21 protein-coding genes and 6 pseudogenes are annotated in these 24,082 nt (G+C 54.5%); 12 read left to right on the forward strand and 15 right to left on the reverse strand.

From position 1 onward, the window contains the following. Positions 1-46 precede the first annotated feature (46 nt). The 4 genes from ACA064_RS18990 (at position 47) to ACA064_RS19005 (ending at position 3,909) form a co-directional block, all read left to right on the forward strand. Positions 47-469, forward strand: coding sequence for a hypothetical protein (locus ACA064_RS18990; protein ID WP_497669497.1), 423 nt, complete (start codon positions 47-49; stop codon positions 467-469). Next, positions 466-1,971 (forward strand): ATPase domain-containing protein, encoded by a 1,506-nt coding sequence (locus tag ACA064_RS18995; protein WP_497669498.1) that lies wholly within the window; start codon positions 466-468, stop codon positions 1,969-1,971. Before ACA064_RS18990 ends, ACA064_RS18995 begins: the two co-directional genes overlap by 4 nt. Before the next feature lie 5 nt (positions 1,972-1,976). After that, positions 1,977-3,590 (forward strand): sensor histidine kinase, encoded by a 1,614-nt coding sequence (locus tag ACA064_RS19000; RefSeq protein ID WP_497669499.1) that lies wholly within the window; start codon positions 1,977-1,979, stop codon positions 3,588-3,590. Positions 3,591-3,660: 70 nt separating this feature from the next. Beyond that, the gene (locus ACA064_RS19005) at positions 3,661-3,909 is read left to right on the forward strand and encodes a hypothetical protein (protein WP_497669500.1); all 249 of its coding nucleotides are present in this window, start codon (positions 3,661-3,663) and stop codon (positions 3,907-3,909) included. A gap of 196 nt (positions 3,910-4,105) precedes the next feature. Here ACA064_RS19005 and ACA064_RS19010 read toward each other — a convergent pair whose 3' ends face one another. From ACA064_RS19010 to ACA064_RS19040, 7 genes and pseudogenes are all read right to left on the reverse strand, one after another. Then, on the reverse strand, positions 4,106-4,642 hold the full coding sequence (locus ACA064_RS19010) for a hypothetical protein (RefSeq protein ID WP_497669501.1): 537 nt from the start codon (positions 4,640-4,642) through the stop codon (positions 4,106-4,108). 39 nt (positions 4,643-4,681) lie between these two features. Continuing rightward, positions 4,682-4,873 (reverse strand): PLDc N-terminal domain-containing protein, encoded by a 192-nt coding sequence (locus ACA064_RS19015; RefSeq protein ID WP_497669502.1) that lies wholly within the window; start codon positions 4,871-4,873, stop codon positions 4,682-4,684. Between the two features lie 49 nt (positions 4,874-4,922). Beyond that, positions 4,923-5,081: a hypothetical protein gene (locus ACA064_RS19020; RefSeq protein WP_497669503.1), complete on the reverse strand. Its 159-nt coding sequence runs from the start codon at positions 5,079-5,081 to the stop codon at positions 4,923-4,925. A 105-nt stretch (positions 5,082-5,186) separates the two neighbouring features. Continuing rightward, positions 5,187-5,312: pseudogene (locus ACA064_RS19025) on the reverse strand (aldehyde dehydrogenase family protein); the annotation flags it as partial. Between the two features lie 218 nt (positions 5,313-5,530). Beyond that, positions 5,531-5,634: pseudogene (locus tag ACA064_RS19030) on the reverse strand (IS5/IS1182 family transposase); the annotation flags it as partial. Between the two features lie 118 nt (positions 5,635-5,752). Then, a complete protein-coding gene (locus ACA064_RS19035) occupies positions 5,753-6,193 on the reverse strand; it encodes a PRC-barrel domain-containing protein (RefSeq protein ID WP_497669504.1) in 441 nt (146 codons plus the stop codon). Positions 6,194-6,696: 503 nt separating this feature from the next. Then, positions 6,697-6,842, reverse strand: a pseudogene (locus ACA064_RS19040) (integrase); the annotation flags it as partial. Between the two features lie 230 nt (positions 6,843-7,072). Between ACA064_RS19040 and ACA064_RS19045 the strand changes: the two are divergent. Then, positions 7,073-8,050 carry an IS5 family transposase gene (locus ACA064_RS19045; protein ID WP_497669155.1) on the forward strand — a complete coding sequence of 326 codons (978 nt, stop codon included), beginning with the start codon at positions 7,073-7,075 and terminating at the stop codon, positions 8,048-8,050. 133 nt (positions 8,051-8,183) lie between these two features. On the opposite strand, the gene ACA064_RS19050 is transcribed toward ACA064_RS19045, so the two are convergent. Then, positions 8,184-9,638 carry an ApeA N-terminal domain 1-containing protein gene (locus ACA064_RS19050; protein WP_497669505.1) on the reverse strand — a complete coding sequence of 485 codons (1,455 nt, stop codon included), beginning with the start codon at positions 9,636-9,638 and terminating at the stop codon, positions 8,184-8,186. Between the two features lie 56 nt (positions 9,639-9,694). Beyond that, positions 9,695-10,021, reverse strand: coding sequence for a helix-turn-helix transcriptional regulator (locus tag ACA064_RS19055; protein WP_497669506.1), 327 nt, complete (start codon positions 10,019-10,021; stop codon positions 9,695-9,697). Between the two features lie 550 nt (positions 10,022-10,571). On the opposite strand from ACA064_RS19055, the gene ACA064_RS19060 reads away from it, so the two are divergent. Next, positions 10,572-11,734 (forward strand): IS3 family transposase gene (locus ACA064_RS19060; protein WP_497669507.1). Its coding sequence is split into 2 segments (ribosomal slippage): positions 10,572-10,827 and positions 10,827-11,734, totalling 1,164 coding nucleotides; the frame shifts between segments, so codons are not numbered across the junction. A gap of 3 nt (positions 11,735-11,737) precedes the next feature. Here ACA064_RS19060 and ACA064_RS19065 read toward each other — a convergent pair. After that, on the reverse strand, positions 11,738-12,655 hold the full coding sequence (locus tag ACA064_RS19065; protein ID WP_497669508.1) for a LysR family transcriptional regulator: 918 nt from the start codon (positions 12,653-12,655) through the stop codon (positions 11,738-11,740). 195 nt (positions 12,656-12,850) lie between these two features. On the opposite strand from ACA064_RS19065, the gene ACA064_RS19070 reads away from it, so the two are divergent. Continuing rightward, positions 12,851-13,978 carry an alkene reductase gene (locus tag ACA064_RS19070; RefSeq protein WP_497669509.1) on the forward strand — a complete coding sequence of 376 codons (1,128 nt, stop codon included), beginning with the start codon at positions 12,851-12,853 and terminating at the stop codon, positions 13,976-13,978. A 158-nt stretch (positions 13,979-14,136) separates the two neighbouring features. Here ACA064_RS19070 and ACA064_RS19075 read toward each other — a convergent pair. The 3 pseudogenes from ACA064_RS19075 to ACA064_RS19085 all read right to left on the reverse strand — a co-directional run. Further along, a pseudogene (locus tag ACA064_RS19075) lies at positions 14,137-14,361 on the reverse strand (putative PII-like signaling protein); the annotation flags it as partial. 76 nt (positions 14,362-14,437) lie between these two features. Further along, a pseudogene (locus ACA064_RS19080) lies at positions 14,438-14,590 on the reverse strand (methyl-accepting chemotaxis protein); the annotation flags it as partial. Continuing rightward, a pseudogene (locus tag ACA064_RS19085) lies at positions 14,587-14,757 on the reverse strand (IS5/IS1182 family transposase); the annotation flags it as partial. The pseudogenes ACA064_RS19085 and ACA064_RS19080, both read right to left, overlap by 4 nt. A gap of 328 nt (positions 14,758-15,085) precedes the next feature. Here ACA064_RS19085 and ACA064_RS19090 point away from each other — a divergent pair. Then, positions 15,086-15,544 carry a hemerythrin domain-containing protein gene (locus tag ACA064_RS19090; protein WP_497669510.1) on the forward strand — a complete coding sequence of 153 codons (459 nt, stop codon included), beginning with the start codon at positions 15,086-15,088 and terminating at the stop codon, positions 15,542-15,544. Positions 15,545-15,902: 358 nt separating this feature from the next. On the opposite strand, the gene ACA064_RS19095 is transcribed toward ACA064_RS19090, so the two are convergent. Beyond that, the gene (locus ACA064_RS19095; RefSeq protein ID WP_497669155.1) at positions 15,903-16,880 is read right to left on the reverse strand and encodes an IS5 family transposase; all 978 of its coding nucleotides are present in this window, start codon (positions 16,878-16,880) and stop codon (positions 15,903-15,905) included. A gap of 218 nt (positions 16,881-17,098) precedes the next feature. Further along, positions 17,099-18,076 carry an IS5 family transposase gene (locus ACA064_RS19100; RefSeq protein WP_497669155.1) on the reverse strand — a complete coding sequence of 326 codons (978 nt, stop codon included), beginning with the start codon at positions 18,074-18,076 and terminating at the stop codon, positions 17,099-17,101. 450 nt (positions 18,077-18,526) lie between these two features. Between ACA064_RS19100 and ACA064_RS19105 the strand changes: the two genes are divergently transcribed. Genes ACA064_RS19105 through ACA064_RS19120 form a run of 4 tightly spaced genes read left to right on the forward strand, consistent with a single transcriptional unit; the run spans position 18,527 to position 24,080 of the window. Then, on the forward strand, positions 18,527-20,395 hold the full coding sequence (locus ACA064_RS19105; RefSeq protein WP_497669511.1) for an extracellular solute-binding protein: 1,869 nt from the start codon (positions 18,527-18,529) through the stop codon (positions 20,393-20,395). Then, positions 20,395-21,453, forward strand: coding sequence for a microcin C ABC transporter permease YejB (locus ACA064_RS19110; RefSeq protein ID WP_497669512.1), 1,059 nt, complete (start codon positions 20,395-20,397; stop codon positions 21,451-21,453). The genes ACA064_RS19105 and ACA064_RS19110 overlap by 1 nt, the downstream gene beginning before the upstream one ends. Beyond that, complete coding sequence (locus ACA064_RS19115; protein WP_497669513.1) at positions 21,453-22,475, forward strand: ABC transporter permease; 1,023 nt, start codon at positions 21,453-21,455, stop codon at positions 22,473-22,475. The genes ACA064_RS19110 and ACA064_RS19115 overlap by 1 nt, the downstream gene beginning before the upstream one ends. A gap of 15 nt (positions 22,476-22,490) precedes the next feature. Beyond that, positions 22,491-24,080, forward strand: a complete 1,590-nt coding sequence (locus tag ACA064_RS19120; protein WP_497669514.1) for an ABC transporter ATP-binding protein — start codon at positions 22,491-22,493, stop codon at positions 24,078-24,080. Positions 24,081-24,082: the final 2 nt, after the last annotated feature.

Consider the following 24,082-nt stretch of genomic DNA (forward strand, 5'->3'; position numbering starts at 1 on the left):
GGGTGTACCATCCAAGTTAATCGCATCCACGAAGGGACGTATGTCCATGGAAAGCGACGAGAGCCGTAGGATCGCGGTATCGACTGCTCGGCGAACTGGGGAAGCCCCTAGCTCAGATGAAGTCGCCAACGCGATCGTGGCCACCCTGAAAGATGTTTACCTGGTTCTCACCCCTATCCTTGGCTTGGGAGGGGTTGCTGCGCTCTACAGACGTAGCCTGCATCTGTGTTCCTCGCGTCACAAATGCCTTTGCAACTTTGATGAAACCTCAGATCCCGATTTTGCCTGGCTGAGATCTCTGCTCGCGGAGCAAAGCAGCGACACCGCCACACTCTATGGCGACGATTTGTTGAAGACCTTCAACGACCTACTGTCATCGCTCATCGGATCTTCTCTTTCCGAGCGCTTGCTTCGCTCCGTGTGGGAGAATTCTTTAAGCGGCACCTCATCGCAGGATACTTCGCCATGACCCCCAAAGTGACAATCAACCGCTTGGCCACCGGAGTGCCAGGACTGGACGAGGTGCTTGGCGGAGGATTGCCGGAGTTTTCGTTCAACTTGATCGCCGGGCCTCCAGGTTGCGGGAAGACCACCCTGGCCCATCAGATGATGTTCGCCCTCGCAACGTCTGAACGCCCGGCGCTGTTCTTTACAGTTTTGGGCGAGCCGCCACTGAAAATGCTGCGCTATCAGCAGCAATTCGATTTTTTCGACAGTGACGTAATCAACCATTCGATCCGCTACATCAACCTGTCTGACGACACGTTGACGGGTGATCTGGATGAAGTGCTGCGGCGCATCGTCAGCGAGGTTGAGGCCCACGGCCCGTCGCTGGTGTTCGTCGACTCGTTTCGTTCGGTGGTGCTGGCGAGCCAGACTCAAGCCAATCCGAACAACAATTTGCCGCAGTTCGTTCAGCAACTGGGCATGTTGATGACCACGTGGCAGGCAACGACCTTCCTGATTGGCGAATACTTCACCGAGACCGACACCAATCCGATTTTCACCGTGGCCGACGGCCTGATCTGGCTGCGCCAGAGCGTGCAGCGCAACTCCATGGTGCGCAAAATAGAGATTATGAAGATGCGCGGCCAACCGACGCTACCTGGCTTGCACTCTTTTCGTATCAGTAACGCGGGTATCAAGATATACGCCCCTGCAGCCAACCAGATCAACGCGAGCAAACCCTTTGAGAAGTTGTCTGCACTCGATTCGCGCCTGTCGATAGGAGTGCCAGACTTAGACGAAATGCTCGGGGGGGGCTTGCCACGCGGTTATTCACTCTTGGTGGCGGGGCCATCCGGTTCTGGAAAAAGTATCCTTGCAACAACCTTCCTCGCGGAAGGGGCCCGGTTAGGTGAAACCGGTGTCATAGCGGTGTTCGAGCAGCGTCCGGATCACTCGCAAAACCCCACGCTAGCGAACCTGATCAAAACTGGCCAGGTGGGTCTGGTAGACAGTCGTTCGCCTGATTTGTCGATCGAGGAGATTGTCCACAAGCTTCTTCAAGAGATCGAGCGCCTTGGCGCCAGCCGCGTGGTCATCGACTCTCTGTCGGGTTTCGAATTGTTGTTGGCTCCGACTTTCCGAGAAGATTTCCGTGAGTCGCTTTCATGCCTGGTCAGCTCTTTGACCAGTTCAGGTGTCACCGTACTGATGACTTCGGAGCTTGAGGATCGCTATACCGACCTTCGTTTCAGCCCCTATGGCACAGCATTTTTAACCGACGCGATCATTGTGCAGCGTTACATAGAAGTCGATAGTCGATTACTGCGGATCCTAGCGGTGGTAAAAGTTCGTGCCAGCGCCCATTCCGATCAGTTACGTCTGTACCGTATCGACGCTCAAGGCATTCGTATAGGCGAGATGCTCGTGGATCAAGAAGGACTACTGGGTGGCAGACCGACTCAGAAAAAGCCACAAAGACCTATACAGCAGTCTGAAACGGGTAATCGTGAGCCCACCTTGTGAGCGGGGTGACTGGCAACGACAAGCAAGCTCTGTCCATCGTCAACAGCGAGCTGGCTCTCCTTATTCGACGAACTCACGAGGCTCGCGTAAAGCTCGCAGCATTGGAACAACAGGTGCTGAATACTGAGCACAATGTGTTGCAAAACCATCAGTCTGGCCAGCTGATAGAAGCCAATGAGCACCTGGTGCTGTCACTTTTAGAGGCGCAATCCAGTGTCGAGCAAGCGGCCAAGGCATTACGCGAGGTTTCTCTCGCGGCTCAACTCGACGTGTTGACCGGCCTTCCCAATCGCAGACTGCTGTTGGGGCGTTTAGCGCAAGCCATCGACCAAGCAAAGCAGGGCCGTGACTGCCTGGCCGTACTTTTTTTGGATCTGAATGATTTCAAACTGATCAACGATACGCTTGGGCACGCAGTCGGCGATGAGATGCTTAAAGAAACAGCGCTACGTTTGAGTAGCGTGGTGCAAGAAGAAGATACCGTGGGGCGCTACGGTGGCGATGAGTTCATTATCCTGCTGGGTGGCGCTCTAACGCGCGCCGATGTATTGGGTATCTGCGATAAAATCGTCACGGTGCTTGGCACGCCACGTCTTATAGGTAAACACGTGCTACGTCTGACGACCAGCATTGGTATTAGCCTTTACCCTGAAGATGGCGACGCCCCTCATACTCTGATCGACTGCGCCGACGCGGCGATGTACCGAGCAAAGCGTTATGGTCTCGGTATAGCGTTCCACAGCGACGTCTCACCTACCGAGGCGACTTCTACGCCCCCGATTTCCCTCTCACTGAAAAGTCCGATCGCTCACTACCACATTGCCCAGGAGGAATACGGACGAAGGCATGCTCAATTGCGAGAGGCCAATCAGCAGTTGGTGCTAGCGGCAATCAATGCTCAGCAATTGCAGACCGCAGCGGAACAAGCCCACGAGAAGCAGAAAGCCATCTTGGCGATGGTTGCGCACGAATTGCGTAACCCGCTGACACCGTTAACCATGGTGGCAGGGATGCTGGTGCGTTCCCCCTCGGAAAGACTCCCGAGCATCCAGGAGATTATCGAACGCCAGGTCAGTCAAATTTCCCGCCTAATCGACGACCTCCTGGATGTGTCGCGCGTCGAAACCGGGAAACTCAGGCTGGATATCCAACCTACCGACATGACGGAAATTATCGATCACGCGGTCAGTGTCTGTCGTTCCGCGATGGATTTGCGCTTGCAGCTATTTGTCGTGCACATGCCGGGCTGTCCGCTCATGGTCAATGGCGATTCCATCCGACTGACTCAGGTTTTGTGCAACCTGCTGGGCAATGCATCCAAATACACGCCGGACGGTGGCTCGATAGAACTGAATGTGAGCGCCAGTGCCGATGTCATTACCATGACTTTTTCTGACAACGGCATAGGCATCAGCGCCGAGGTGCTAGCTTTTATTTTCGACCCCTTCGTACAAGATACGCACGCCGTCGGCTTCAATGGCGCAGGTCTGGGCATCGGACTGACCGTAGTGCGCGAGCTGGTTGAAGGGCATCAGGGCAAGGTGAGCGTAAACAGCGCCGGCCGTGGACTCGGCAGCAAGTTCGTCGTCACACTGCCCTCGATCATCCTAAAAAACTGAACGAGGTAACTCTCCAAGCTTCGTAAGCGAGTAGTACCAATTGCTTCTACCTTGAATGCCGGATAGCACGATGTCCATCGAAGACAATTGCATTTTTCTAAGGACTCTGATCGATCAACTCTCTTTGGAGGAGCCTTCAGACTCGAAAAATCTCGGGGAAGATCATGATCAAGTTCTTCTTGGGTTAAGAGACCTCTTTGACTTGCAGATGATTACAGGACTGTTTATCTATGGAGCACAGGGTGATCCGATTGGATTGCTCCTGACATCAGGCACCCGAATGCTGCTTACTCGACGGGGAGCCTTGTTTAAACGTTGACGGCCACTTCAACCAATGTCCCTTCCTCAAGCTGAAGTTTGATCAACCACGAGGGTGAACGAATTTGGTTTTAATATCGGCTGCTTGGAGAGGGTCATCCCTACGATTTGGGAAATATCCCGGTAGAGGATGGCGGCCATGGAATCAACCTGACACGTAGTCCCAAACAGCATGGATTTGCCTCTCTGTCTGCGTCTCAAGCACCTGGATTTGTGATTTGGATATAGACCGCCCAGATGCCAAGCAATATCCAGAACGTCGCGAAGATCCAAGGTGTACGAACCGAAAACAGCAACGCCTTTCGGTACCCCCTGTGCGTGGACTCTCGCTCACAAAACAAAGGCGATTCATCATATGCCAACCCAATCAAAGGCTCGCTACGCAATAGCTCGCTTTGCTTGAAATGCCAGTGGTCGATAATGTCGTATGCCGCACGAATACCAGGCCAAGCATTCAGCGAACTTAGCACTCCAAGCAACGCAAGAAACGGTGGTACCACCAGCGTGAACAACTTGCCCCATTCAGGGTTGAGATTGGCCATACAAGAGGCAAATGCGATGACCAAAAAGGACTGGGACGCCAGATAGGCGTCAGTTCGATTGGCCAAGATGCTGGTCTCGTACTGAATCTCCCTTCGGTAAAAATCCAGGCGCTCCTTTGGCGACCCGAACATCTTGGCATTGTGCTCGCTGAGTGCGGTGTCGCCTATCTGGGAAGTCAAAATTCTCGGCAAGGTGGGCTCATCCTGATCAAATATGTGAAGCTCCGGCTTTCAACCTTTGCTGTGTTCGGGCGATGACGGCCCCTTGGTGATGCCTCTCGGCCAGGCGCTACCCCATATGCCGAGGCCCAGCAGTGGTAAAAGCAAAATGATCGCCGTCCATATGCCCTTGCTGGCTGAAGAGTTTTCGCTTCTCAGAACACTGTTAAAAGCCCATAGAAGATCCAACAACAGCACAATCACTCATATCGGCTTAGGCCTGGAGGTAGCTCTGGAGTTCATTGAATTGGTATCAACTAATCCCGGACACGACGTTAAGTTTTTTTTCGGCCCGAGCTGGCGCCAGCCCACCGTTGGTGATGGGGTCGAATCCAGTTGTACCGCCGCAATGGTTGAAGAGCCTGCTGCAAAATGGCTGCCCAGCCGCTATCTTCTCGTCCAGATCTTCCATGCAGCCCTCCAATCCCGATCATCCAGAAAAGTGTGGTCTTCACATTACGACGCTGGACACAGACTAGAACTCGTTGCCACCCGTACTCCCGGTGGTAACGCTTTACACTCCTTTCGGAATACCGGCTTCCTCTGCAAGCGCAACCATGACGAGCAGCGAAAACGGAGTTTCAGAGGCTGCTTTGATTACCATGCTGCAGCCTGCGGCTGGGCTTGCTTTGCGGATCCGCATCCGTAAGTCCACGTTTTGCCTTCTACCAAGCACTGGTCGTGAATGTCCCCTTCGGGTCGTTTTAAGCCGGTCGCGACAGGCAGAAATCGGCCAGAAGCAGACGTTCGCCTTTTTCACCCCAAGAGCCAGGACGACGAGCGTTGTCCCGGTTGTCCTTCTTCCTTGCCCCGCGCCACCCTCGACGCTTACTGAACACCATATGCAAAGGTTCTTGCCTACAGCACCGCGCACCGCATCTCGTACAAGTCCACTGTGCGTGGTTTCGTGCGCTTGCGGACGCTCTCGAGCAAGGCCTGATCTGCTCGAACTGTTCGCGACTCACGTTGCTCGGGTATTAGATCTTTCGCATCGGGCGATTATGTCCAATGCGAAAAGATCGTGAACAGGCTCTAAAGCGCGCGTGTTAGCAGTTAACCTGAACTCTGGCCTAGCGGGTCGTCCTAAAACCGGTCATCCGCATTCGGCGTCGTGCCGTAGTAAGCATGGATTTCCTTACTCCAGGTCGGGTCCTGCATATCAGGCCACTTATCCTTGTCGAATCCAGGCGCATTGGCGAGGCGCTCCTTGTCGACGTCCAGCACGAAGCGTTTATTCACCGTATCGAGCTTCAATGCGCTCCACGGCACGGCAAACAGCTTCTCGCCCATGCCGAGAAATCCACCGAAGGACAGCACCGCATAGGCCACCCGACCGCTGCGCAAGTCCAGCATGATCTCCTTGATGTCACCCAGATCTTCGTCCTTCTGGTTGTAGACGTCATTTCCCATGAGGGTGTCTGCACCCATCAACCGAGGTCCGGGTCCCGGACTCATGTTGGGCTCGGTCGCAACGCCGGCGGTGACCTTGTACATGCCATAGGTGTCGCGTTCTTCATAGTTCATGTTCAACTCCTGGCAATAACCACGGGGTCAATCGAGCGCAGCGTCAAACCAAGGTTTCGGCGCTGCGTTTATTCATGCTATACGCAAAGCCGGAGGCGGTCTAATGAGGAACGGATCTATGTGTGTTGCCGAACGGAATTGCGAGCAAAGGTGCCGTACCTTGTATTTGCAACACCCTGGTGTCGCAATCCTGTTCAGGTTGAGAGGTGGATTTCATGAACAACATCGTCTACATCGTCGGGGCAGTTGTGATCGTCCTGGTTATCCTGTCGTTCCTCGGGTTTGGATAGGTTCGAAGACCGTCTTTATTCATGGTTTGTGTTCGATTTTCCCTGACGTGGACGTCCGCCTCATCACCGTTCCTTCGATGGTGGCCCGGGCGTCACCCGCCACACGACGTTGCCGACCTCGTCCGCAACCTGCTGCCGGTTAACGCGGGCGTTAGCGGATGGCTGCTAAGGGTCGGACAGCGACGATCTAGCATCGACCGTCGCAGTGGGTGGTCAGACATCCGTCTGCTCCGCCATTTCAGTGCGTCATCGACCTCGATTCCCAGGTATCTGACGGTGCTTGCAAGCTTCGTATGACCAAGCAAAATAGTTGGAGCTCTCAGGTTCTTTGTCCTGCGATAGATCAGCGCTGAGAAGGTGCTGAAAGACAGGTAACTACTAGTATTTTATTTACTCTGGTCGCTCTTGATGATTCGATTGAGGGCTAATTAGCTTGTCCTATTTGATGTGGATCCCTACTTCGTTGAGGGAGTATTTAATTCTGCTTGCCGTTCGGCCAGTGCTGAGCATGTTAATTAGGGAAACTCTGAAAAAGACTTCCATCTCTGGTGAAATACCCATCTCACACGAATCGAACGGTTGAGCCCCGATGAAACAGATGTCCTTCGCCGATGCCGAGTATGCCGGTAAACGTAAGCAGACCCGCCGCGAGCGCTTCCTGATCGAGATGGATCAAGTCGTGCCCTGGAAGGGTTTGATTGCCTTGATCGAACCGCATTATCCGAAGGGTGAAGGTGGTCGTCCGGCGTATCCGTTGCTGGCCATGTTGCGGGTTCATCTGATGCAGAACTGGTTCGGCTACAGCGATCCGGCGATGGAAGAATCGCTGTATGAAACGACGATCCTGCGCCAGTTTGCAGGGCTGCATCTGGATCGAATTCCTGACGAAACCACGATTCTCAACTTCCGCCGCTTGCTGGAGAAACATGAGCTGGCGGGTGGGATTTTGCAGGTTATCAACGGTTATCTGGGTGACCGTGGATTGATGTTGCGTCACGGAACGATCGTGGATGCGACGATCATTCATGCACCCAGCTCAACCAAGAATAAAGACAAGAAACGCGACCCCGAGATGCATCAGACCAAGAAAGGAAATCAGTACTATTTTGGAATGAAATCCCACATTGGCGTTGATGCGGATTCGGGCTTGGTTCATAGCGTTGTCGGTACTCCCGCCAACGTGGCGGACGTGACACAAGTGGATCAATTGCTTCACGGAGAAGAAGTTCACGTCTGTGGCGATGCCGGTTACACCGGGGTGCAGAAACGCCCAGAACATCAGGATCGCAAGATGATTTGGTCGATTTCTGCCCGGCCCAGTTCGTACAAAGAGCATGGCAAAGACACGGTGATCGGTAGCGTGCTACGCGGGATTGAGTATGCGAAAGCGCAAGTCAGAGCCAAGGTTGAGCATCCGTTTCGAGTGATCAAGCGCCAGTTTGGCTATACGAAAGTGCGCTTTCGTGGTCTGGCGAAAAACATCGCTCAGCAGACGACGTTGTTCGCCTTGTCGAACCTGTGGATGGTGCGAAAACGATTGTTGAATGCAGGAGAGGTGCGCCTGTAATGCGGGCTAATCGCCCTGAAACAGCGCGATTAGAGGAAAAATCATGAATTAAAGAGTGGAAAGGTCCGATTTTCGACCGAATCAGCGTTTTTTGAACCTCTCACAGAGAGGGCATCAAAAATCGGTGGGTACTTCAGACCTTCCTTAGAAGTGAGTCATTAAGTCCGCACAATTTTAGAAGTATAGCGGGATAGATATTGTTAAGTGCATTGTTGAGCGAGTATATTTTTCCGAGAAAATCACCGTAACTTCCCGGCGCACGTTGTCCTCCGAAGTGCGAAATGTCATTGCGTTTGCCAGCGCATTCGTTACAAAAATCGCGAATGGATTCTGCTGGAAAACTTAACGGCAGAAGTTTTATACACTCAACCAAGCGCTCGGCGAGAGAAGGCTCGGCAGAATGCTCAAGTTTGCCTTCCAACCATTTTCGATCCTTGGATAATTTGATTTGCTCAATAATACGTTGAGCTTTCAATTCTAATTTCGTCGGAGGTGCGTCTTTGTTTAATGTGCGATGTAACGATTCGAGCCCCCATATTAGATTAACAAAGCGGTGTTCAACGTATAGCTCGACACCACGGCGAGTTCCTAGATATAGGCTCATACCGGGTCCTAATTCCTCACGCTTAAGTTGCCACTGTTGAAAAAGTTGACCAAAATTTTCTTGAATAATTGGGAATGTGAGCCAGCAATTATGGCGTGCGGGTGGAGTGGCTGAATTTCGAGATCTTAAAAAATAAAATTTATATGACTTCATGCTGTTTGTTGTACGGCCTACTGTTAGTGATGGCCATTCCATACTATAGTCGGAACCCGTTAGGATTAAGAAAAAATCCGAAATAGAGAAAAAGTATTTTCTTAACTCTGATGATGTTTTCTTGATCTTGGACAAGTACTTAAAGTTGATTTTTTCAGTGATGTTTATTGCGTGGTTCTTTTGCTTGCCGAACATAGGGGCGAATAAGTCAAATTCTATGGATATAGTACTGCTATCGTCTAGTGTGTATTTTATGTTTTTCTGTGTCTTGTGGGTTGCTACTAGCTTTCTTGTTGTTCTGGTCGTCTCAATGGAGCTTAAGCCTAGCCAATCCTCAAATCCAGTTAGCGGGATTGAAAGACTGTCAAACTTTATTTCCCCTTTCGCTATGGGAAGCGGCTTAGAACCAATTAAGCAACTTGTTGCTCCATAGTTCTCATAAGAAATTCCACCGAAGGATGCTTTTCCTCCTTGGGTATAGACGTCCATCAATAGCACGTGTTCGCTTGAGTTTTTGAGCCGGCCTTCAATATCTGGGCATGAGTTGCCCGATCCCACAAAAATTCTGGACATTGGGTGATCTGCTGAAGGTAAATACCCATGCAGTTCAAGGCTTATTTGTCCGTCATCAGTAATTATCAAATCACCAGCTACTGCTGACTCCGGGACAATGTCGTCCTCTGGAATAGGCTCGTTTCGCCACCAAAAGTAGCCGCTTTCTTTAATCGTGTTGTTTTCCATAACGAGCCCTATTTTTCGTGTTTTGGTGCTTCTAGGCTTGGCATCCAAGCTGCTCAGAAAGGCCTCAAGGTAGCCAGTAAGAAGACTCATGTCCACTGTCCTACTGGTTGCTCCGACACAACCAATGCAGGGACAAGAGAGGCCGTTTACGCGGCCTCGGTGGCTTGCCATCTTTCAGGATTTTGTTGCGAGGTTGCCATGGCTGATTTACGCCAGCCGACCCGGCCAGGATAAATCCGAACTGGCTTCGGCAATGTTCCCTTTTTCACTTCCCGCCATAAAGTGGCATGCGACAAAGTGGTGACCTCGATCACCTCCGCTCCTTCAGAAATCGGTCCAGATGTCTTACTGCGGTTAACTCCCATGACCAGGAGGCTTGGAAGATCCAGCACCGCAGGGTTTTCGGTTTGTCGGCGGCATCGGTATCCCATGCCGAGCAGACGTTCCTGCTGGTCTGAACGAATTTGGGGCACTTGCTGGTTTTCAGGTAGCGCTTGAGCTCAGTCAGGTCCGGGACTTTCTGGCGTTTCTCTGCGGCTTCCTTGGAGAAGTCATTGAGGCTCACCGCGATCAGGCCGTCATTGCGGGTTGAGCCCACCTGCAGTGCTGTTCAAGTACTCGTACAGCTCCCAGAACTCAACAACGATCGGTGATCAGCGTTGATCGCCAGCTGGCGTGCCTTGGCAATGCTCTTGATCTCGGCATGGGCCGCGTCCACCTGGTGCTTTTTCAGTGGAACAACGTGATCCAAGCGTCCGAGACGGTTTGAGCGAACGACGGGTTGAGGCTTCTGAAGGACCGCTTCTGGCCGATTTCTGCCGGTCGCGACAGGCAGCAATAGGCCAAAAGCAGCCGGCCATGGATCGATGGACCGGGAGAAAATGTGCCGTCCTGCTTGCCTGCAAGCTAGAACACAGATGGGGTTGAGGCATCAAACTGCTGCGGATTGCCGGGCATCCTGTAGTGGTCTAATGAAACCGGACACCCATTTAGGCGAGAATGCTCGCCAGATCGAGGTGTCAGATGACCAAACAACGCCGTTCCTTTTCTGCTGAATTCAAACGCGAGGCTGCCGACCTTGTGCTCAAGCAAGACTACAGCTACATCGAAGCCAGCCGTTCACTCGGCGTCGGCGAGTCGGCACTACGCCGCTGGGTCAGTCAGGTTCAGCAGGAGCGCAAAGGCGTTACCCCGCAGAGCAAAGCGCTGACACCGGAACAGCAGAAAATCCAGGAGCTGGAAGCCCGGATCGCCCGCCTTGAACGGGAAAAATCGATATTAAAAAAGGCTACCGCGCTCTTGATGTCGGAAGATCACGAGCGTACGCGCTGATCAATCAGCTGAGCGTCCATGAGCCGGTTGATTGGCTGTGCAAAGTGTTTGAAATCAACCGCTCAAGCTACTACGCCTACCGCCTCAAGCGCCGAACGCCTGATGTCGAACGGCTTCGGTTGCGCAGCCGGGTGAGCGAGTTGTTTTCACAAAGTCGCAGTGCTGCCGGCAGCCGTAGCCTTCTCTCGTTGATGCGTGACGATGGTGAGCAACTCGGTCGGTTCAAAGTGCGCAGCTTGATGCGTGAGCTTGACCTCGTCAGCAAACAGCCAGGTTCTCATGCCTATAAACGAGCAATGGTTGAACGGTTGGATATCCCGAACATCTTGAATCGGGAGTTCGATGTCCCGGCACCCAACCAGGTGTGGTGCGGCGACATCACCTACATTTGGGCCCAGGGGAAATGGCACTATCTGGCGGTCGTGCTGGATCTTTGCGCGCGCCGGGTGGTGGGCTGGGCATTGTCGGAAAAGCCGGACGCCGAGTTGGTTATCAAGGCACTGGATATGGCCTACGAGCAACGTGGAAGGCCTCAGGGCCTGCTGTTTCACTCGGATCAAGGGTCGCAGTATGCGAGTCGTTTATTTCGCCAGCGGCTGTGGCGTTATCGAATGCGCCAGAGCATGAGTCGCCGGGGAAATTGCTGGGACAACGCGCCGATGGAGCGGGTGTTCCGCAGCTTGAAAACCGAATGGATACCGACTCTGGGTTACAGAACTGCTCAAGAGGCCCAGCGCGATATCAGCCATTTCTTGATGCATCGGTACAACTGGATTCGACCCCATCAATTCAACGGTGGGCTGGCGCCAGCTCGGGCCGAAGAAAAACTTAACGTCGTGTCCGGGATTAGTTGACCACTACATCCTGCCCGAAGGCGTTAAACAAGCTCCCAACACCTCAAGCAACGCACGCACCTTGGGAAGACTCTGTCGGCTTTTTAGCCACACTAGATTCATCGGTAAGCTATCGACAGCCAGATGGGGAAGCACCTCCACAAGAGCTCCACTTTCCAGGTACCGATTCACTAGCCAAGTCGGTAGCTGGACAATTCCCAGTCCTGCCAATGCGGCCATAAGCTGGCCCTCCCCATCGCCTATCGCAATTCGTCCGGGCATGATATGGCGATCCACATTGCCAAGCAGCCCGGATAAATACCAGGGACTGACTGCGCCATCATCGTGCCCATACAGCACGCATTCGTGCTCCTCTAACTCGTACTCAGACTTCGGCGTCCCGCGAGCATTCAGATAGGAGGGCGCAGCGCAGAATAGCAGTCGCTGAGCGCCCAGATATTTGTGCCCTAAAAGCGCCGGCCATGCGTCTGGAGTACCAATACGCACCACGATGTCGATGCCTTGTTCCACGGGGTCGATAAATCGATCAGAGAATGTCACGTGGGGTAGCAGCAGAGGATGGTTGCGCAAAAAATCGAGCATTAACGGCAGCACATGGATACGACCATAGGACGCAGGAAGGTCTAGGCGAACCTTTCCACGAGGTTCGGAATTCTCTGTTCCAAGCGACTGCTCTGCTTCTTCAAGACAACCCAACACCTCGGAGCACGTCCGATAATATTGGGTACCGGCATCGGTCAAGCAAAGCCGGCGTGTCGTACGGTTGAACAGCCGGGTATTTAGTCGCTGCTCCAGCCGAGCGATCCCTTTGCTGACTGCCGAATTAGTCAAATTCAAGCGCTTTGCAGCGGCGGAAAAGCTGCCCATGTTAGCAACGCAGACAAAAACGTTGATTCCTTTCAAGGTGTCGGAAGAAATCATAGCCCCTCTCATTAGTGACTAAAATTCACATCACTTCGTAGTAAATAGCCAAGATGTTACCAGAATTCTCCAATACCCTATGGGAAGCGTTGGACGGGCTCAATTATTAATGACCCGAGCGCATTACCGTTTCTCTGTCCAGGCGTTAGATTCTGAATGCCTAGGCAGCTTTCCCGAATTGGAAGCTTGAATCTAATGATTAACCTGTTTGACACATATGACCTCAGCGGACTGACACTGAACAACCGCTTCGTCATGGCGCCAATGACCCGGTCACGAGCACCGGAAGACATTGCGACTGATCAGATCGCCTTGCATTACACCCAGCGAGGTACCGCTGGTCTGATCGTCTCCGAAGGTACCCCCATCTCCCGCGAGGGCCAGGGCTATCTTTTCAACCCAGGTATTTACACTGACGAACAAATCAAAGGCTGGAAGCTGGTCACTGATTCCGTCCGTAGTGTGGGCGGCAGAATGTTTGCCCAGCTGTGGCATGTCGGACGTGTTTCGCACACCTCCATCCAGATCGATGGGAAAGCTCCCGTCAGTGCCACGAGTAAAACCGCGAAAGGCGCAGTGGCATTCGGATATACGGAGAGCGGTGAGCCAGGGTTTGTCCCAACGTCTGCACCACGACCTCTTACCACCGAGGAAGTCGGTCGAGTCGTTGAAGACTTCGCGCAAGCTGCCGCAAACGCGATTGCTGCCGGCTTCGATGGCGTGGAAATCCACGGCGCGAACGGCTACCTGGTCGAGCAGTTCCTAAACCCACTCGTCAATGATCGCTCCGATCGCTATTCGGCGAAAAACCTGGAAGACCGACTGCGCTTCGTGTTTGAAGTCGTTGATGCGGTTTGCGCAAGGATTGGTGCAGACCGGGTAGGTATCCGGATCTCTCCGTACGGACAGCTCTTCGATATGCCCGTCTACCCCGAGATTGACGAAACCTACTCTGCACTCTGCGCCGGCATGAATAAGCGTGGGATCGCCTATGTCCACGTCATGGATCAAACGCACTTCTTCATGGCGGGCGAAAGCTCTGCTGCGCAGGAGCAGGCTTTGCGAGACCTACTGAAACACTGCAAGGCTGAATTGGGCGAAACCGTTCTGATTCTCGCCGGAGATATGACACTGGAGCGTGCTCAAGACTTGGTGGACGCCGGTCTAATCGACCTCGCAGCCTTTGGACAACCCTTCATTGCCAACCCTGATCTGGTCGCACGATTGAAAAATGACTGGCCTTTGACGACGCCAGATCGTGACACCTACTACGGTGGCACTGCCAAGGGTTATGTGGACTATCCCCCCTACGTACCCGCCTAACGCGGCTGAATCCAGGCGATGGCGAGGCAGGTCACTCCCATCGCCTTTTCTGCAGGCTGCCACCGGCAGCTTTGGGTCGTTTTAAGCCGGTCGCGACAGGCAGAAATCGGCTAAAAGCAGTCATTCCCTCGTAGTAACACGACTATCTGTTACAGATATCAAGGCTGGCGATTGAGCTGGTCGGCCTTTTTACCGACGGTTCCGAATTCAACCGGGGCCTTTATGTAAAACAAGGAGATATCCTCGGCCTCGAGTCGCTCAAACAGGCAAGCGTACTCTTCTTCGATAATCGCCAGGCGGATCTCGGTTGGCTGATCAGCCAGCTCAAAAAATTGCGAGGAATGCAGTTTCCCCGAATGCCCGAAGCCTTCGATACCGGTTGCCTACGCTCTCGCGAGAGATTTACTCGCCCTTGCTCGCCGTCGAAACAGCGCGATCGGCACCGGCATGCAACGAAGCAATGATCCCGTGGATCTGCTGGGTCGAAGTCCGTGTACGCTGCGCCAGAGAGCGAACTTCGTCGGTGACCACGGCAAAGCCTCGCCCCTGCTCCCCCGCCCGGGCCGCTTCGATGGCGGCGTTGAACGCCAGCAGGTTGGTCTGCTCGGCAACCCAATCGCAGGGCGCACGCGCTTGCCTGTGATGTCGCTATAGAACGGAGCCACTTGCACCTCCAGTTATGCTCAGGGCACCAGCTATTCTAGGTCAACCAGGAAGCGATCTTGGCGAGTCTGCTTTTTCTTGCCGGTGCATTCGAGTTCGGAGAAGGTCTTCTGCATGGCGCGTAACAAGGCACACGGAGAGGGTGGCTGGTTGACGGTGCTCGGTGTGCCAAGGGGGCGGTTGGCTATTTTTTTAGCGTCTTCTTAAGTAGATCAAATAGCGCATATGAACATTCACTTGATATTTCAAATTCATCCAAGGGTGGCAAATTTCTTGGGGCGAGAGTTTTGCGCCAGACTATAATAAAAAGGTTAAATACGCGCTGGTTAGTGCTGGGGTGGAGGTATTAGAAGTTATGGGAATTGATATGTCTGGCTATCCTTGGAGGTTGGTGGATAATAATATTTTTTCTGTGATTTTTTGGTGTAGTGGTGAGGATTTGATATGAACGTCTTGTTGAAAAAACTGCACACCTATCATCATGAGGTGGCTATCAAAATTACTCAGATCAAAGGATTGCTGGGGAGGGTGAGGCATGAATCCGCTGGTGCCGATGACTGCAAGCTGTTGTTTAAGCTGCTGGAAGCCTTGCATGGTGATGTAGAGAGACACCACCATGAAAATGAAGAGCTTATTCGGCGGGCCTTGCTAGCGACTAAGGCACCGATCCACCAACGGGTCAAGGATATCGAGCGAGATCATCAAGCATTTGAGCGCATTGCTGGACAGCTCAAGATGTTGGAGGACTCAACTCAGGAGACGAGAGTAATCGCTGACGCTATCGATGACTTCATCAAGAAATACTACGATCATATGGATGCTGAGGAGAACATTTTCTTTCCGGCGGCAGATAAGTGGTTGTCAGACATCCAGTGGCAGGAAATAAAGCGTCAGTGGCATTAATCGGAACTCTCACCATCTTACTTAAAGATTAGGCTGCTACTTAATACTCGATCTCACAAATTTATTGCGTGGATGCCAGATGATACACCACTGGCTTGTGGGATTACTTATATAAAATTACAACCGAGATGTATTGTGAGCCTTACCCCACACATTCGCCGGGCGTGGAATAAGCGTTGCGGCTAATCGCATTATTTCGATTATAGATCTCTAGGGAAGGTCTGAAGTACCCACCGATTTTTGATGCCCTCTCTGTGAGAGGTTCAAAAAACGCTGATTCGGTCGAAAATCGGACCTTTCCACTCTTTAATTCATGATTTTTCCTCTAATCGCGCTGTTTCAGGGCGATTAGCCCGCATTACAGGCGCACCTCTCCTGCATTCAACAATCGTTTTCGCACCATCCACAGGTTCGACAAGGCGAACAACGTCGTCTGCTGAGCGATGTTTTTCGCCAGACCACGAAAGCGCACTTTCGTATAGCCAAACTGGCGCTTGATCACTCGAAACGGATGCTCAACCTTGGCTCTGACTTGCGCTTTCGCATACTCAATCCCGCGTAGCACGCTACCGATCACCGTGTCTTTGCCATGCTCTTTGTACGAACTGGGCCGGGCAGAAATCGACCAAATCATCTTGCGATCCTGATGTTCTGGGCGTTTCTGCACCCCGGTGTAACCGGCATCGCCACAGACGTGAACTTCTTCTCCGTGAAGCAATTGATCCACTTGTGTCACGTCCGCCACGTTGGCGGGAGTACCGACAACGCTATGAACCAAGCCCGAATCCGCATCAACGCCAATGTGGGATTTCATTCCAAAATAGTACTGATTTCCTTTCTTGGTCTGATGCATCTCGGGGTCGCGTTTCTTGTCTTTATTCTTGGTTGAGCTGGGTGCATGAATGATCGTCGCATCCACGATCGTTCCGTGACGCAACATCAATCCACGGTCACCCAGATAACCGTTGATAACCTGCAAAATCCCACCCGCCAGCTCATGTTTCTCCAGCAAGCGGCGGAAGTTGAGAATCGTGGTTTCGTCAGGAATTCGATCCAGATGCAGCCCTGCAAACTGGCGCAGGATCGTCGTTTCATACAGCGATTCTTCCATCGCCGGATCGCTGTAGCCGAACCAGTTCTGCATCAGATGAACCCGCAACATGGCCAGCAACGGATACGCCGGACGACCACCTTCACCCTTCGGATAATGCGGTTCGATCAAGGCAATCAAACCCTTCCAGGGCACGACTTGATCCATCTCGATCAGGAAGCGCTCGCGGCGGGTCTGCTTACGTTTACCGGCATACTCGGCATCGGCGAAGGACATCTGTTTCATCGGGGCTCAACCGTTCGATTCGTGTGAGATGGGTATTTCACCAGAGATGGAAGTCTTTTTCAGAGTTTCCCTAGGGAAGGTCTGAAGTACCCACCGATTTTTGATGCCCTCTCTGTGAGAGGTTCAAAAAACGCTGATTCGGTCGAAAATCGGACCTTTCCACTCTTTAATTCATGATTTTTCCTCTAATCGCGCTGTTTCAGGGCGATTAGCCCGCATTACAGGCGCACCTCTCCTGCATTCAACAATCGTTTTCGCACCATCCACAGGTTCGACAAGGCGAACAACGTCGTCTGCTGAGCGATGTTTTTCGCCAGACCACGAAAGCGCACTTTCGTATAGCCAAACTGGCGCTTGATCACTCGAAACGGATGCTCAACCTTGGCTCTGACTTGCGCTTTCGCATACTCAATCCCGCGTAGCACGCTACCGATCACCGTGTCTTTGCCATGCTCTTTGTACGAACTGGGCCGGGCAGAAATCGACCAAATCATCTTGCGATCCTGATGTTCTGGGCGTTTCTGCACCCCGGTGTAACCGGCATCGCCACAGACGTGAACTTCTTCTCCGTGAAGCAATTGATCCACTTGTGTCACGTCCGCCACGTTGGCGGGAGTACCGACAACGCTATGAACCAAGCCCGAATCCGCATCAACGCCAATGTGGGATTTCATTCCAAAATAGTACTGATTTCCTTTCTTGGTCTGATGCATCTCGGGGTCGCGTTTCTTGTCTTTATTCTTGGTTGAGCTGGGTGCATGAATGATCGTCGCATCCACGATCGTTCCGTGACGCAACATCAATCCACGGTCACCCAGATAACCGTTGATAACCTGCAAAATCCCACCCGCCAGCTCATGTTTCTCCAGCAAGCGGCGGAAGTTGAGAATCGTGGTTTCGTCAGGAATTCGATCCAGATGCAGCCCTGCAAACTGGCGCAGGATCGTCGTTTCATACAGCGATTCTTCCATCGCCGGATCGCTGTAGCCGAACCAGTTCTGCATCAGATGAACCCGCAACATGGCCAGCAACGGATACGCCGGACGACCACCTTCACCCTTCGGATAATGCGGTTCGATCAAGGCAATCAAACCCTTCCAGGGCACGACTTGATCCATCTCGATCAGGAAGCGCTCGCGGCGGGTCTGCTTACGTTTACCGGCATACTCGGCATCGGCGAAGGACATCTGTTTCATCGGGGCTCAACCGTTCGATTCGTGTGAGATGGGTATTTCACCAGAGATGGAAGTCTTTTTCAGAGTTTCCCTAGCGTGTCGAGATAGAGAGTATGACCATCAAGCGACTCTCTAATTATTGGACGCTGCGCATCGGGATCCAGATGCAAACGTCGATTTTGAATTTCGTGTTCAGTGCTCACCAAGTAGTTCCTCATATCGGTTAAATATCAAAACAATATTGGGTTCTTACCTGAATAGTTGAGCACACTAAACATAGGACATCTACTGTCAGAAATGACAGGTTGATCCACCAATTATCGGAATACGAACCCCTGATCACACTGTATGCTCACACCTTCAACACAAAAACACCGCACCTTGGAGGACTGGTTCAGCCAATGTGGTTTACTAGTGCATAACTTCATCGACTCAGGCAAAACCCCACGACCTGCACGCTTAAGGCTGACAATGCGACTGGCTTTCCCCCTACTGATGCTCACCGTCCTAACCCTGTTACTGGGCGCCACGGCTGCGAATGCCGCACCGCAACATGCGATGACGGTGTATGGCGAACCCGCCAGATACCCCGCCGACTTCAGTCACTTTGCCTATGCCAACCCACTGGCTCCCAAGGGTGGCAGCATGCGCCGCTCGGCCATCGAGATTGGCCATTTCGACCATGTATTGCCCTATATCGACAAGGGCATCGGCGTTTCGCAATTCGATGGCTTGATCTACTCGCCGCTGGCCCAACGCTCGCTGGATGAGCCCTACACGGTGTATGGCCTGGTCGCGCAAAAGATGGAACGGGCCGAAGACGGTTTGTCGCTGCGCTTTTACCTGAACCCCAAAGCCCGCTTCGCCGACGGCACGCCGATTACCGCCGAGGATGTGCGCTACACCTACGACTTGCTGATGACCCAGGGCAGCCTGCGTTATCGCACCCAATTCGCCGATGTCAAAGGCGTCGAAGTGGAGTCGCCGCGCACCATCCGTTTCGACTTCAAGAGCAATGAAAACCGCACCCTGCCGCTGGACATCGCGACCTTGCCGGTGCTTCCCGAGCACTGGTGGAAAACCCGCGATTTTGCCAATGGTGGCGGCTATGAAGCACCGCTGGGCAGCGGTCCGTATCGAGTCATCAAGATCGACTCCGGGCGCAGCATCACCTTTGCCCGCAACGCCGACTGGTGGGGCAAGGACTTACCCGTCAGCCGCGGGCTCTACAACTTCGATCTATTCAGCATCGAGTACTTCGGCGATACCGACGTCGCGCGCCAGGTGCTGCGTGGTGGCGCCTATGATTACAACCGGGAGTTCTCGGCCACTGGCTACTCCATCGGTTACGAAGGTCCGGCCCTGAGTGATGGCCGCCTGCAAAAAGCCCATCTGGCCAAAGAGGCACCGCAACCCTCCCAGGGCTTTGTGTTCAATTTGCAGAACCCGATATTCCAGGACCGCCGCGTGCGGCAGGCGCTGGCGATGCTCTGGGACTTCGAGTGGAGCAACCGGCAAATGATGCGTGATATGTATATCCGCCAGCAGAGCTACTTCTCCAATACCGCGCTGGCGGCCCGGGCCCTTCCCGATGCGGGCGAGCTGGCAATTCTCGAGCCGCTGCGCGGGCAGATTCCCGATGAAGTCTTTACCCAGGTATTTGAAGCTCCGAAGACCGATGGCAGCGGCCTGATCCGCGACAAACAGTTGCAGGCACTGGCCTTGCTCCAAGAGGCCGGCTGGAAACCGGACGGCGATCGACTGATCAACGCCGCTGGCGAGTCCCTGAGTTTCACCTTCCTCAACACTCAAAGCGGCATCGACCGCCTGCTGCTGCCGTATAAACGCACCCTGGCGCAGATCGGTATCACCCTGAACATTCGGCGCATCGACTCCTCGCAGTATGTGAACCGGTTGATGGCCCGCGACTACGACATGATCGTCACCGGCTACCCGGTCACCACCTCACCGGGTATGGAGTTGTACAACTACTTTGGCTCGGCCGCGGCCAACGACCCCGGCTCCAATAACTACATGGCCCTGAAGAATCCGGCAGTCGACAGTTTGATCAGCGGGCTGGTCAAGGCCACCACTGCGCCAGAGATGTTGCGTTATGCCCATGCCCTGGACCGGGTGCTGCAGTGGAACTACTACTGGATTCCAAATTACTATCCACCGGGGACCTCCACCGTGTGGTGGAACCGGTTTGGCAGGCCCGCGGTGCAAGCCAGCAATGACGAAGCCATCGAAACCTGGTGGGAAACCAGCAGCTTCCCCTTGACCAACGAACAGATGGCCGCCGAGCGCATTCGCCGCGGAAAACCCGGAGGACCGCATTGATGCTGGCTTATATACTGCGGCGCCTGCTGTTGATCATCCCGACCCTGCTGATGATCCTGCTGGTCAACTTTGTCATCGTCCAGGCGGCGCCAGGCGGCCCGGTGGAACAGGCCATCGCTCACCTGCAAGGGATCGGCGGCGCGGGCATCGGCGGTTCCAGTGAGTCGCTGAACCATGGCTCACGGGCCAGTCGCGGCCTCGACCCACAGTTGATCAAGGACATCGAAAAGCAATACGGCTTCGACAAACCGGCACCGGAACGCCTGTGGCTGATGCTCAAGAGCTACGCCCGACTGGACTTCGGCAAAAGTTTCTTTCGCGGCGCCACGGTCACCGATCTGATTCTGGACAAGATGCCGGTGACCATCTCCCTCGGGCTCTGGGCGACGCTCATCACCTACCTGGTGTCGATCCCCCTGGGAATTCGCAAAGCGGTGCATCATGGCAGCCACTTCGACATCTGGAGCAGCACCGCGATCGTCCTTGGCTATGCGATGCCGGCGTTTTTGTTCGCGATGTTTCTGATCGTCGTGTTCGCTGGCGGCACTTCGCTGAACTGGTTCCCGGTGCGCGGCCTGGTCTCGGATAATTTCGAACAGCTCTCGACAATCGGCAAAATCGCCGATTACTTCTGGCACCTGGTACTACCCGTCACTTCTCTGGTGATCGGCGGCTTTGCCACGCTGACCATTCTCACCAAGAACTCGTTCCTCAATGAAATCACCCGTCAGTACGTGGTCACCGCCCGCGCCAAAGGGCTGAGTGAGCGGCGAGTGCTCTATGGCCATGTGTTTCGCAACGCGATGCTGCTAGTGGTTTCGGGGATTCCCCAGGCGTTCATCAGTGTGTTTTTCGCCGGTTCCTTGTTGATCGAAGTGATCTTCTCCCTCGATGGCCTGGGCCGCATGAGTTACGAAGCGGCGGTCTCGCGGGATTATCCGGTGGTATTCGGCTCACTGTTTATCTTCACCCTGTTCGGCCTGCTGATTAAACTCATCGGCGACCTCTGCTACACCCTGGTCGACCCGCGTATCGACTTTGCCGCGAGGAACGCCTGATGTTCAGACTCTCGCCCCTGGGTCGTCGGCGCTTTGAGCGCTTCAAGAAAAACCGCCGTGGCTGGTGGTCGCTGTGGCTGTTTATCGGCCTGTTCATCCTGACCCTCGGTGGTGAACTGATCGCCAATGACAAACCGCTGGTGCTCAGCTACCGGGATTCACTGTATTTCCCGGTATTCAAACGCTACACCGAGCAGGAGTTCGGCGGTCAGCTGCCATTCCAGGCCGATTACCGCAGTGACTACGTGCAGCAGCTGATTCGCGAGGGCGACGGCTGGATGCTGTTCCCGCCGATCCCGTTCAACGACGACACCCCCAACTACGACCTCACCCAGCCCGCCCCCAGCCCGCCGTCGAAAGTCAACTGGCTCGGCACCGATGATCAGGCCCGCGACGTCATGGCTCGGGTGATTTTCGGCGCCCGGGTGTCGATCCTGTTTGCCCTGGCGCTGACCTTTATCAGCGCGCTGATCGGTATTGCCGCCGGGGCCCTGCAGGGTTACTACGGTGGCTGGGTCGATCTGCTCGGCCAGCGGCTGCTGGAAGTCTGGTCGGGGCTGCCGGTACTGTACCTGCTGATCATCCTCTCGGGTTTTGTCGAGCCGAATTTCTGGTGGCTGCTGGGGATCATGGCGCTGTTTTCCTGGTTGGCGCTGGTGGACGTGGTGCGCGCCGAGTTCCTGCGCGGGCGCAACCTGGAATACGTCAAAGCCGCCCGGGCCCTGGGCCTGACCGACCGCAAGGTGATCGTTCGGCATATCCTGCCCAATGCGATGAACGCTACGTTGAGCTACTTGCCGTTCATTCTCACCGGGGCGATTTCCACCCTCACCGCCCTGGATTTCCTCGGCTTCGGCATGCCCGCCGGCAGCGCCTCGCTGGGCGAACTGATCGGCCAGGGCAAACAGAATCTGCAAGCGCCCTGGCTGGGCCTGACGGCGTTTTTCACCCTGGCGTTGATTCTTTCGTTGCTGGTGTTTATCGGCGAGGCGTTGCGCGACGCCTTTGATCCGCGATCATGAAGTGGACCCAAAGATATGAGTGACAACCTGATCGAAATCCGCGACCTCAGCGTGGCCTTCAATGGCCAGAAGGTAGTTCGCGATCTGTGCCTGGATATCCGTCGTGGAGAATGCCTGGCGCTGGTGGGCGAGTCGGGCTCGGGCAAATCGGTGACCGCCCACTCGATCCTGCAACTGCTGCCCCAAACGGGTACACACTCCAGCGGCAGCATTCGTTATCGCGGCCAGGAACTGTTGGGCGCCGATCCCGGCGTGCTGCGAAAGCTGCGCGGCGATCGCATCGCGATGATTTTTCAGGAGCCGATGACCTCCCTCAATCCGCTGCACAGCGTCGAAAAGCAGATCGGCGAAACCCTGCTGCTGCACAAGGGCCTGGGTGGCAAAGCCGCACAAAAACGCATCATCGAATTGCTCGAGCTGGTGGGCATACGCAAACCCCAGGAGCGGCTCAAGGCCTATCCTCATCAGCTCTCCGGCGGCCAGCGGCAACGGGTGATGATCGCCATGGCCCTGGCCTGCGAACCGGAACTGCTGATCGCCGATGAACCGACCACCGCGCTGGATGTGACGGTGCAGCGCAAGATCCTGCTGCTGCTCAAATCCTTGCAACAGCGTCTGGGCATGTCGTTGCTGCTGATCAGCCACGACCTCAATCTGGTGCGCAGCATCGCGCAACGGGTCTGCGTGATGCGCGAAGGGCAAATCGTCGAGCAGGCGGACTCCGAGACCTTGTTCACTCAGCCGAAACACCCCTATAGCTGCGTACTGCTCAACGCCGAACCGGAAGGCCAGGCCTTGCCGCGGGATGAACGTGAGGCGGTGTTGCAGGTCGACGACCTCAGCGTGGTATTCCCGCTGAGCGGCGGGTTGTTCCAACGCAAGACTTACCTGCGCGCGGTCGATGGCATCAGCCTCAGCCTGCAGCGCGGCAAGACCCTGGGCATCGTCGGCGAGTCCGGTTCCGGCAAGTCCACCCTCGGCCAGGCGATCCTGCGCCTGCTCGACTCCGAAGGCAGCATCCGGTTTCAGGGCCAGGCCCTCGACGGCCTGACCCAGAAGCAACTGCGGCCCTGGCGCAAACAGATGCAGGTGGTATTCCAGGACCCCTTCGGCAGCCTCAGCCCACGAATGTCCGTGGCGCAGATCATCAGCGAAGGCCTGGAAGTTCACAGCCAGTCGACCCCTGCCGAATGCGAAGCCCAGGTGATTCGGGTGCTCGAAGAAGTCGGCCTCGACCCGCAAAGCCGCCATCGCTACCCCCATGAATTTTCCGGCGGCCAGCGCCAGCGTATCGCCATCGCCCGAGCCCTGGTGCTCAAGCCGGCGCTGATTTTGCTGGACGAACCGACCTCGGCGCTGGACCGCACCGTGCAAAAGCAAGTGGTCGCCCTGCTCCGTCAGCTGCAGGAAAAACACGGCCTGACCTACCTGTTCATCAGCCATGACCTGGCGGTGATCCGCGCCCTGGCCCACGACATGATCGTGATCAAGGACGGTAAAGTGGTGGAAAGCGGCGCCAGCCATGTGGTGTTCGATGCGCCGCAGCACCCCTATACCAAAGAACTCCTGGCTGCCGCGCTCCCGCATTCGCCGCCGACCCTGTAACC

The sequence above is a fragment of the Pseudomonas sp. LBUM1658 genome, from assembly GCF_059716055.1.

Excerpts from the sequence above, each read along its gene's own strand:
- ACA064_RS18990 (WP_497669497.1), top strand. The coding sequence starts at position 47 with ATGGAAAGCGACGAGAGCCGTAGGATCGCGGTATCGACTGCTCGGCGA.
- ACA064_RS18995 (WP_497669498.1), top strand. The coding sequence starts at position 466 with ATGACCCCCAAAGTGACAATCAACCGCTTGGCCACCGGAGTGCCAGGA.
- ACA064_RS19005 (WP_497669500.1), top strand. The coding sequence starts at position 3,661 with ATGTCCATCGAAGACAATTGCATTTTTCTAAGGACTCTGATCGATCAA.
- ACA064_RS19020 (WP_497669503.1), bottom strand. The coding sequence starts at position 5,081 with ATGGAAGATCTGGACGAGAAGATAGCGGCTGGGCAGCCATTTTGCAGC.
- ACA064_RS19035 (WP_497669504.1), bottom strand. The coding sequence starts at position 6,193 with ATGAACTATGAAGAACGCGACACCTATGGCATGTACAAGGTCACCGCC.
- ACA064_RS19045 (WP_497669155.1), top strand. The coding sequence starts at position 7,073 with ATGAAACAGATGTCCTTCGCCGATGCCGAGTATGCCGGTAAACGTAAG.
- ACA064_RS19050 (WP_497669505.1), bottom strand. The coding sequence starts at position 9,638 with ATGAGTCTTCTTACTGGCTACCTTGAGGCCTTTCTGAGCAGCTTGGAT.
- ACA064_RS19065 (WP_497669508.1), bottom strand. The coding sequence starts at position 12,655 with ATGATTTCTTCCGACACCTTGAAAGGAATCAACGTTTTTGTCTGCGTT.
- ACA064_RS19070 (WP_497669509.1), top strand. The coding sequence starts at position 12,851 with ATGATTAACCTGTTTGACACATATGACCTCAGCGGACTGACACTGAAC.
- ACA064_RS19090 (WP_497669510.1), top strand. The coding sequence starts at position 15,086 with ATGAACGTCTTGTTGAAAAAACTGCACACCTATCATCATGAGGTGGCT.
- ACA064_RS19095 (WP_497669155.1), bottom strand. The coding sequence starts at position 16,880 with ATGAAACAGATGTCCTTCGCCGATGCCGAGTATGCCGGTAAACGTAAG.
- ACA064_RS19100 (WP_497669155.1), bottom strand. The coding sequence starts at position 18,076 with ATGAAACAGATGTCCTTCGCCGATGCCGAGTATGCCGGTAAACGTAAG.
- ACA064_RS19105 (WP_497669511.1), top strand. The coding sequence starts at position 18,527 with ATGCGACTGGCTTTCCCCCTACTGATGCTCACCGTCCTAACCCTGTTA.
- ACA064_RS19110 (WP_497669512.1), top strand. The coding sequence starts at position 20,395 with ATGCTGGCTTATATACTGCGGCGCCTGCTGTTGATCATCCCGACCCTG.
- ACA064_RS19115 (WP_497669513.1), top strand. The coding sequence starts at position 21,453 with ATGTTCAGACTCTCGCCCCTGGGTCGTCGGCGCTTTGAGCGCTTCAAG.
- ACA064_RS19120 (WP_497669514.1), top strand. The coding sequence starts at position 22,491 with ATGAGTGACAACCTGATCGAAATCCGCGACCTCAGCGTGGCCTTCAAT.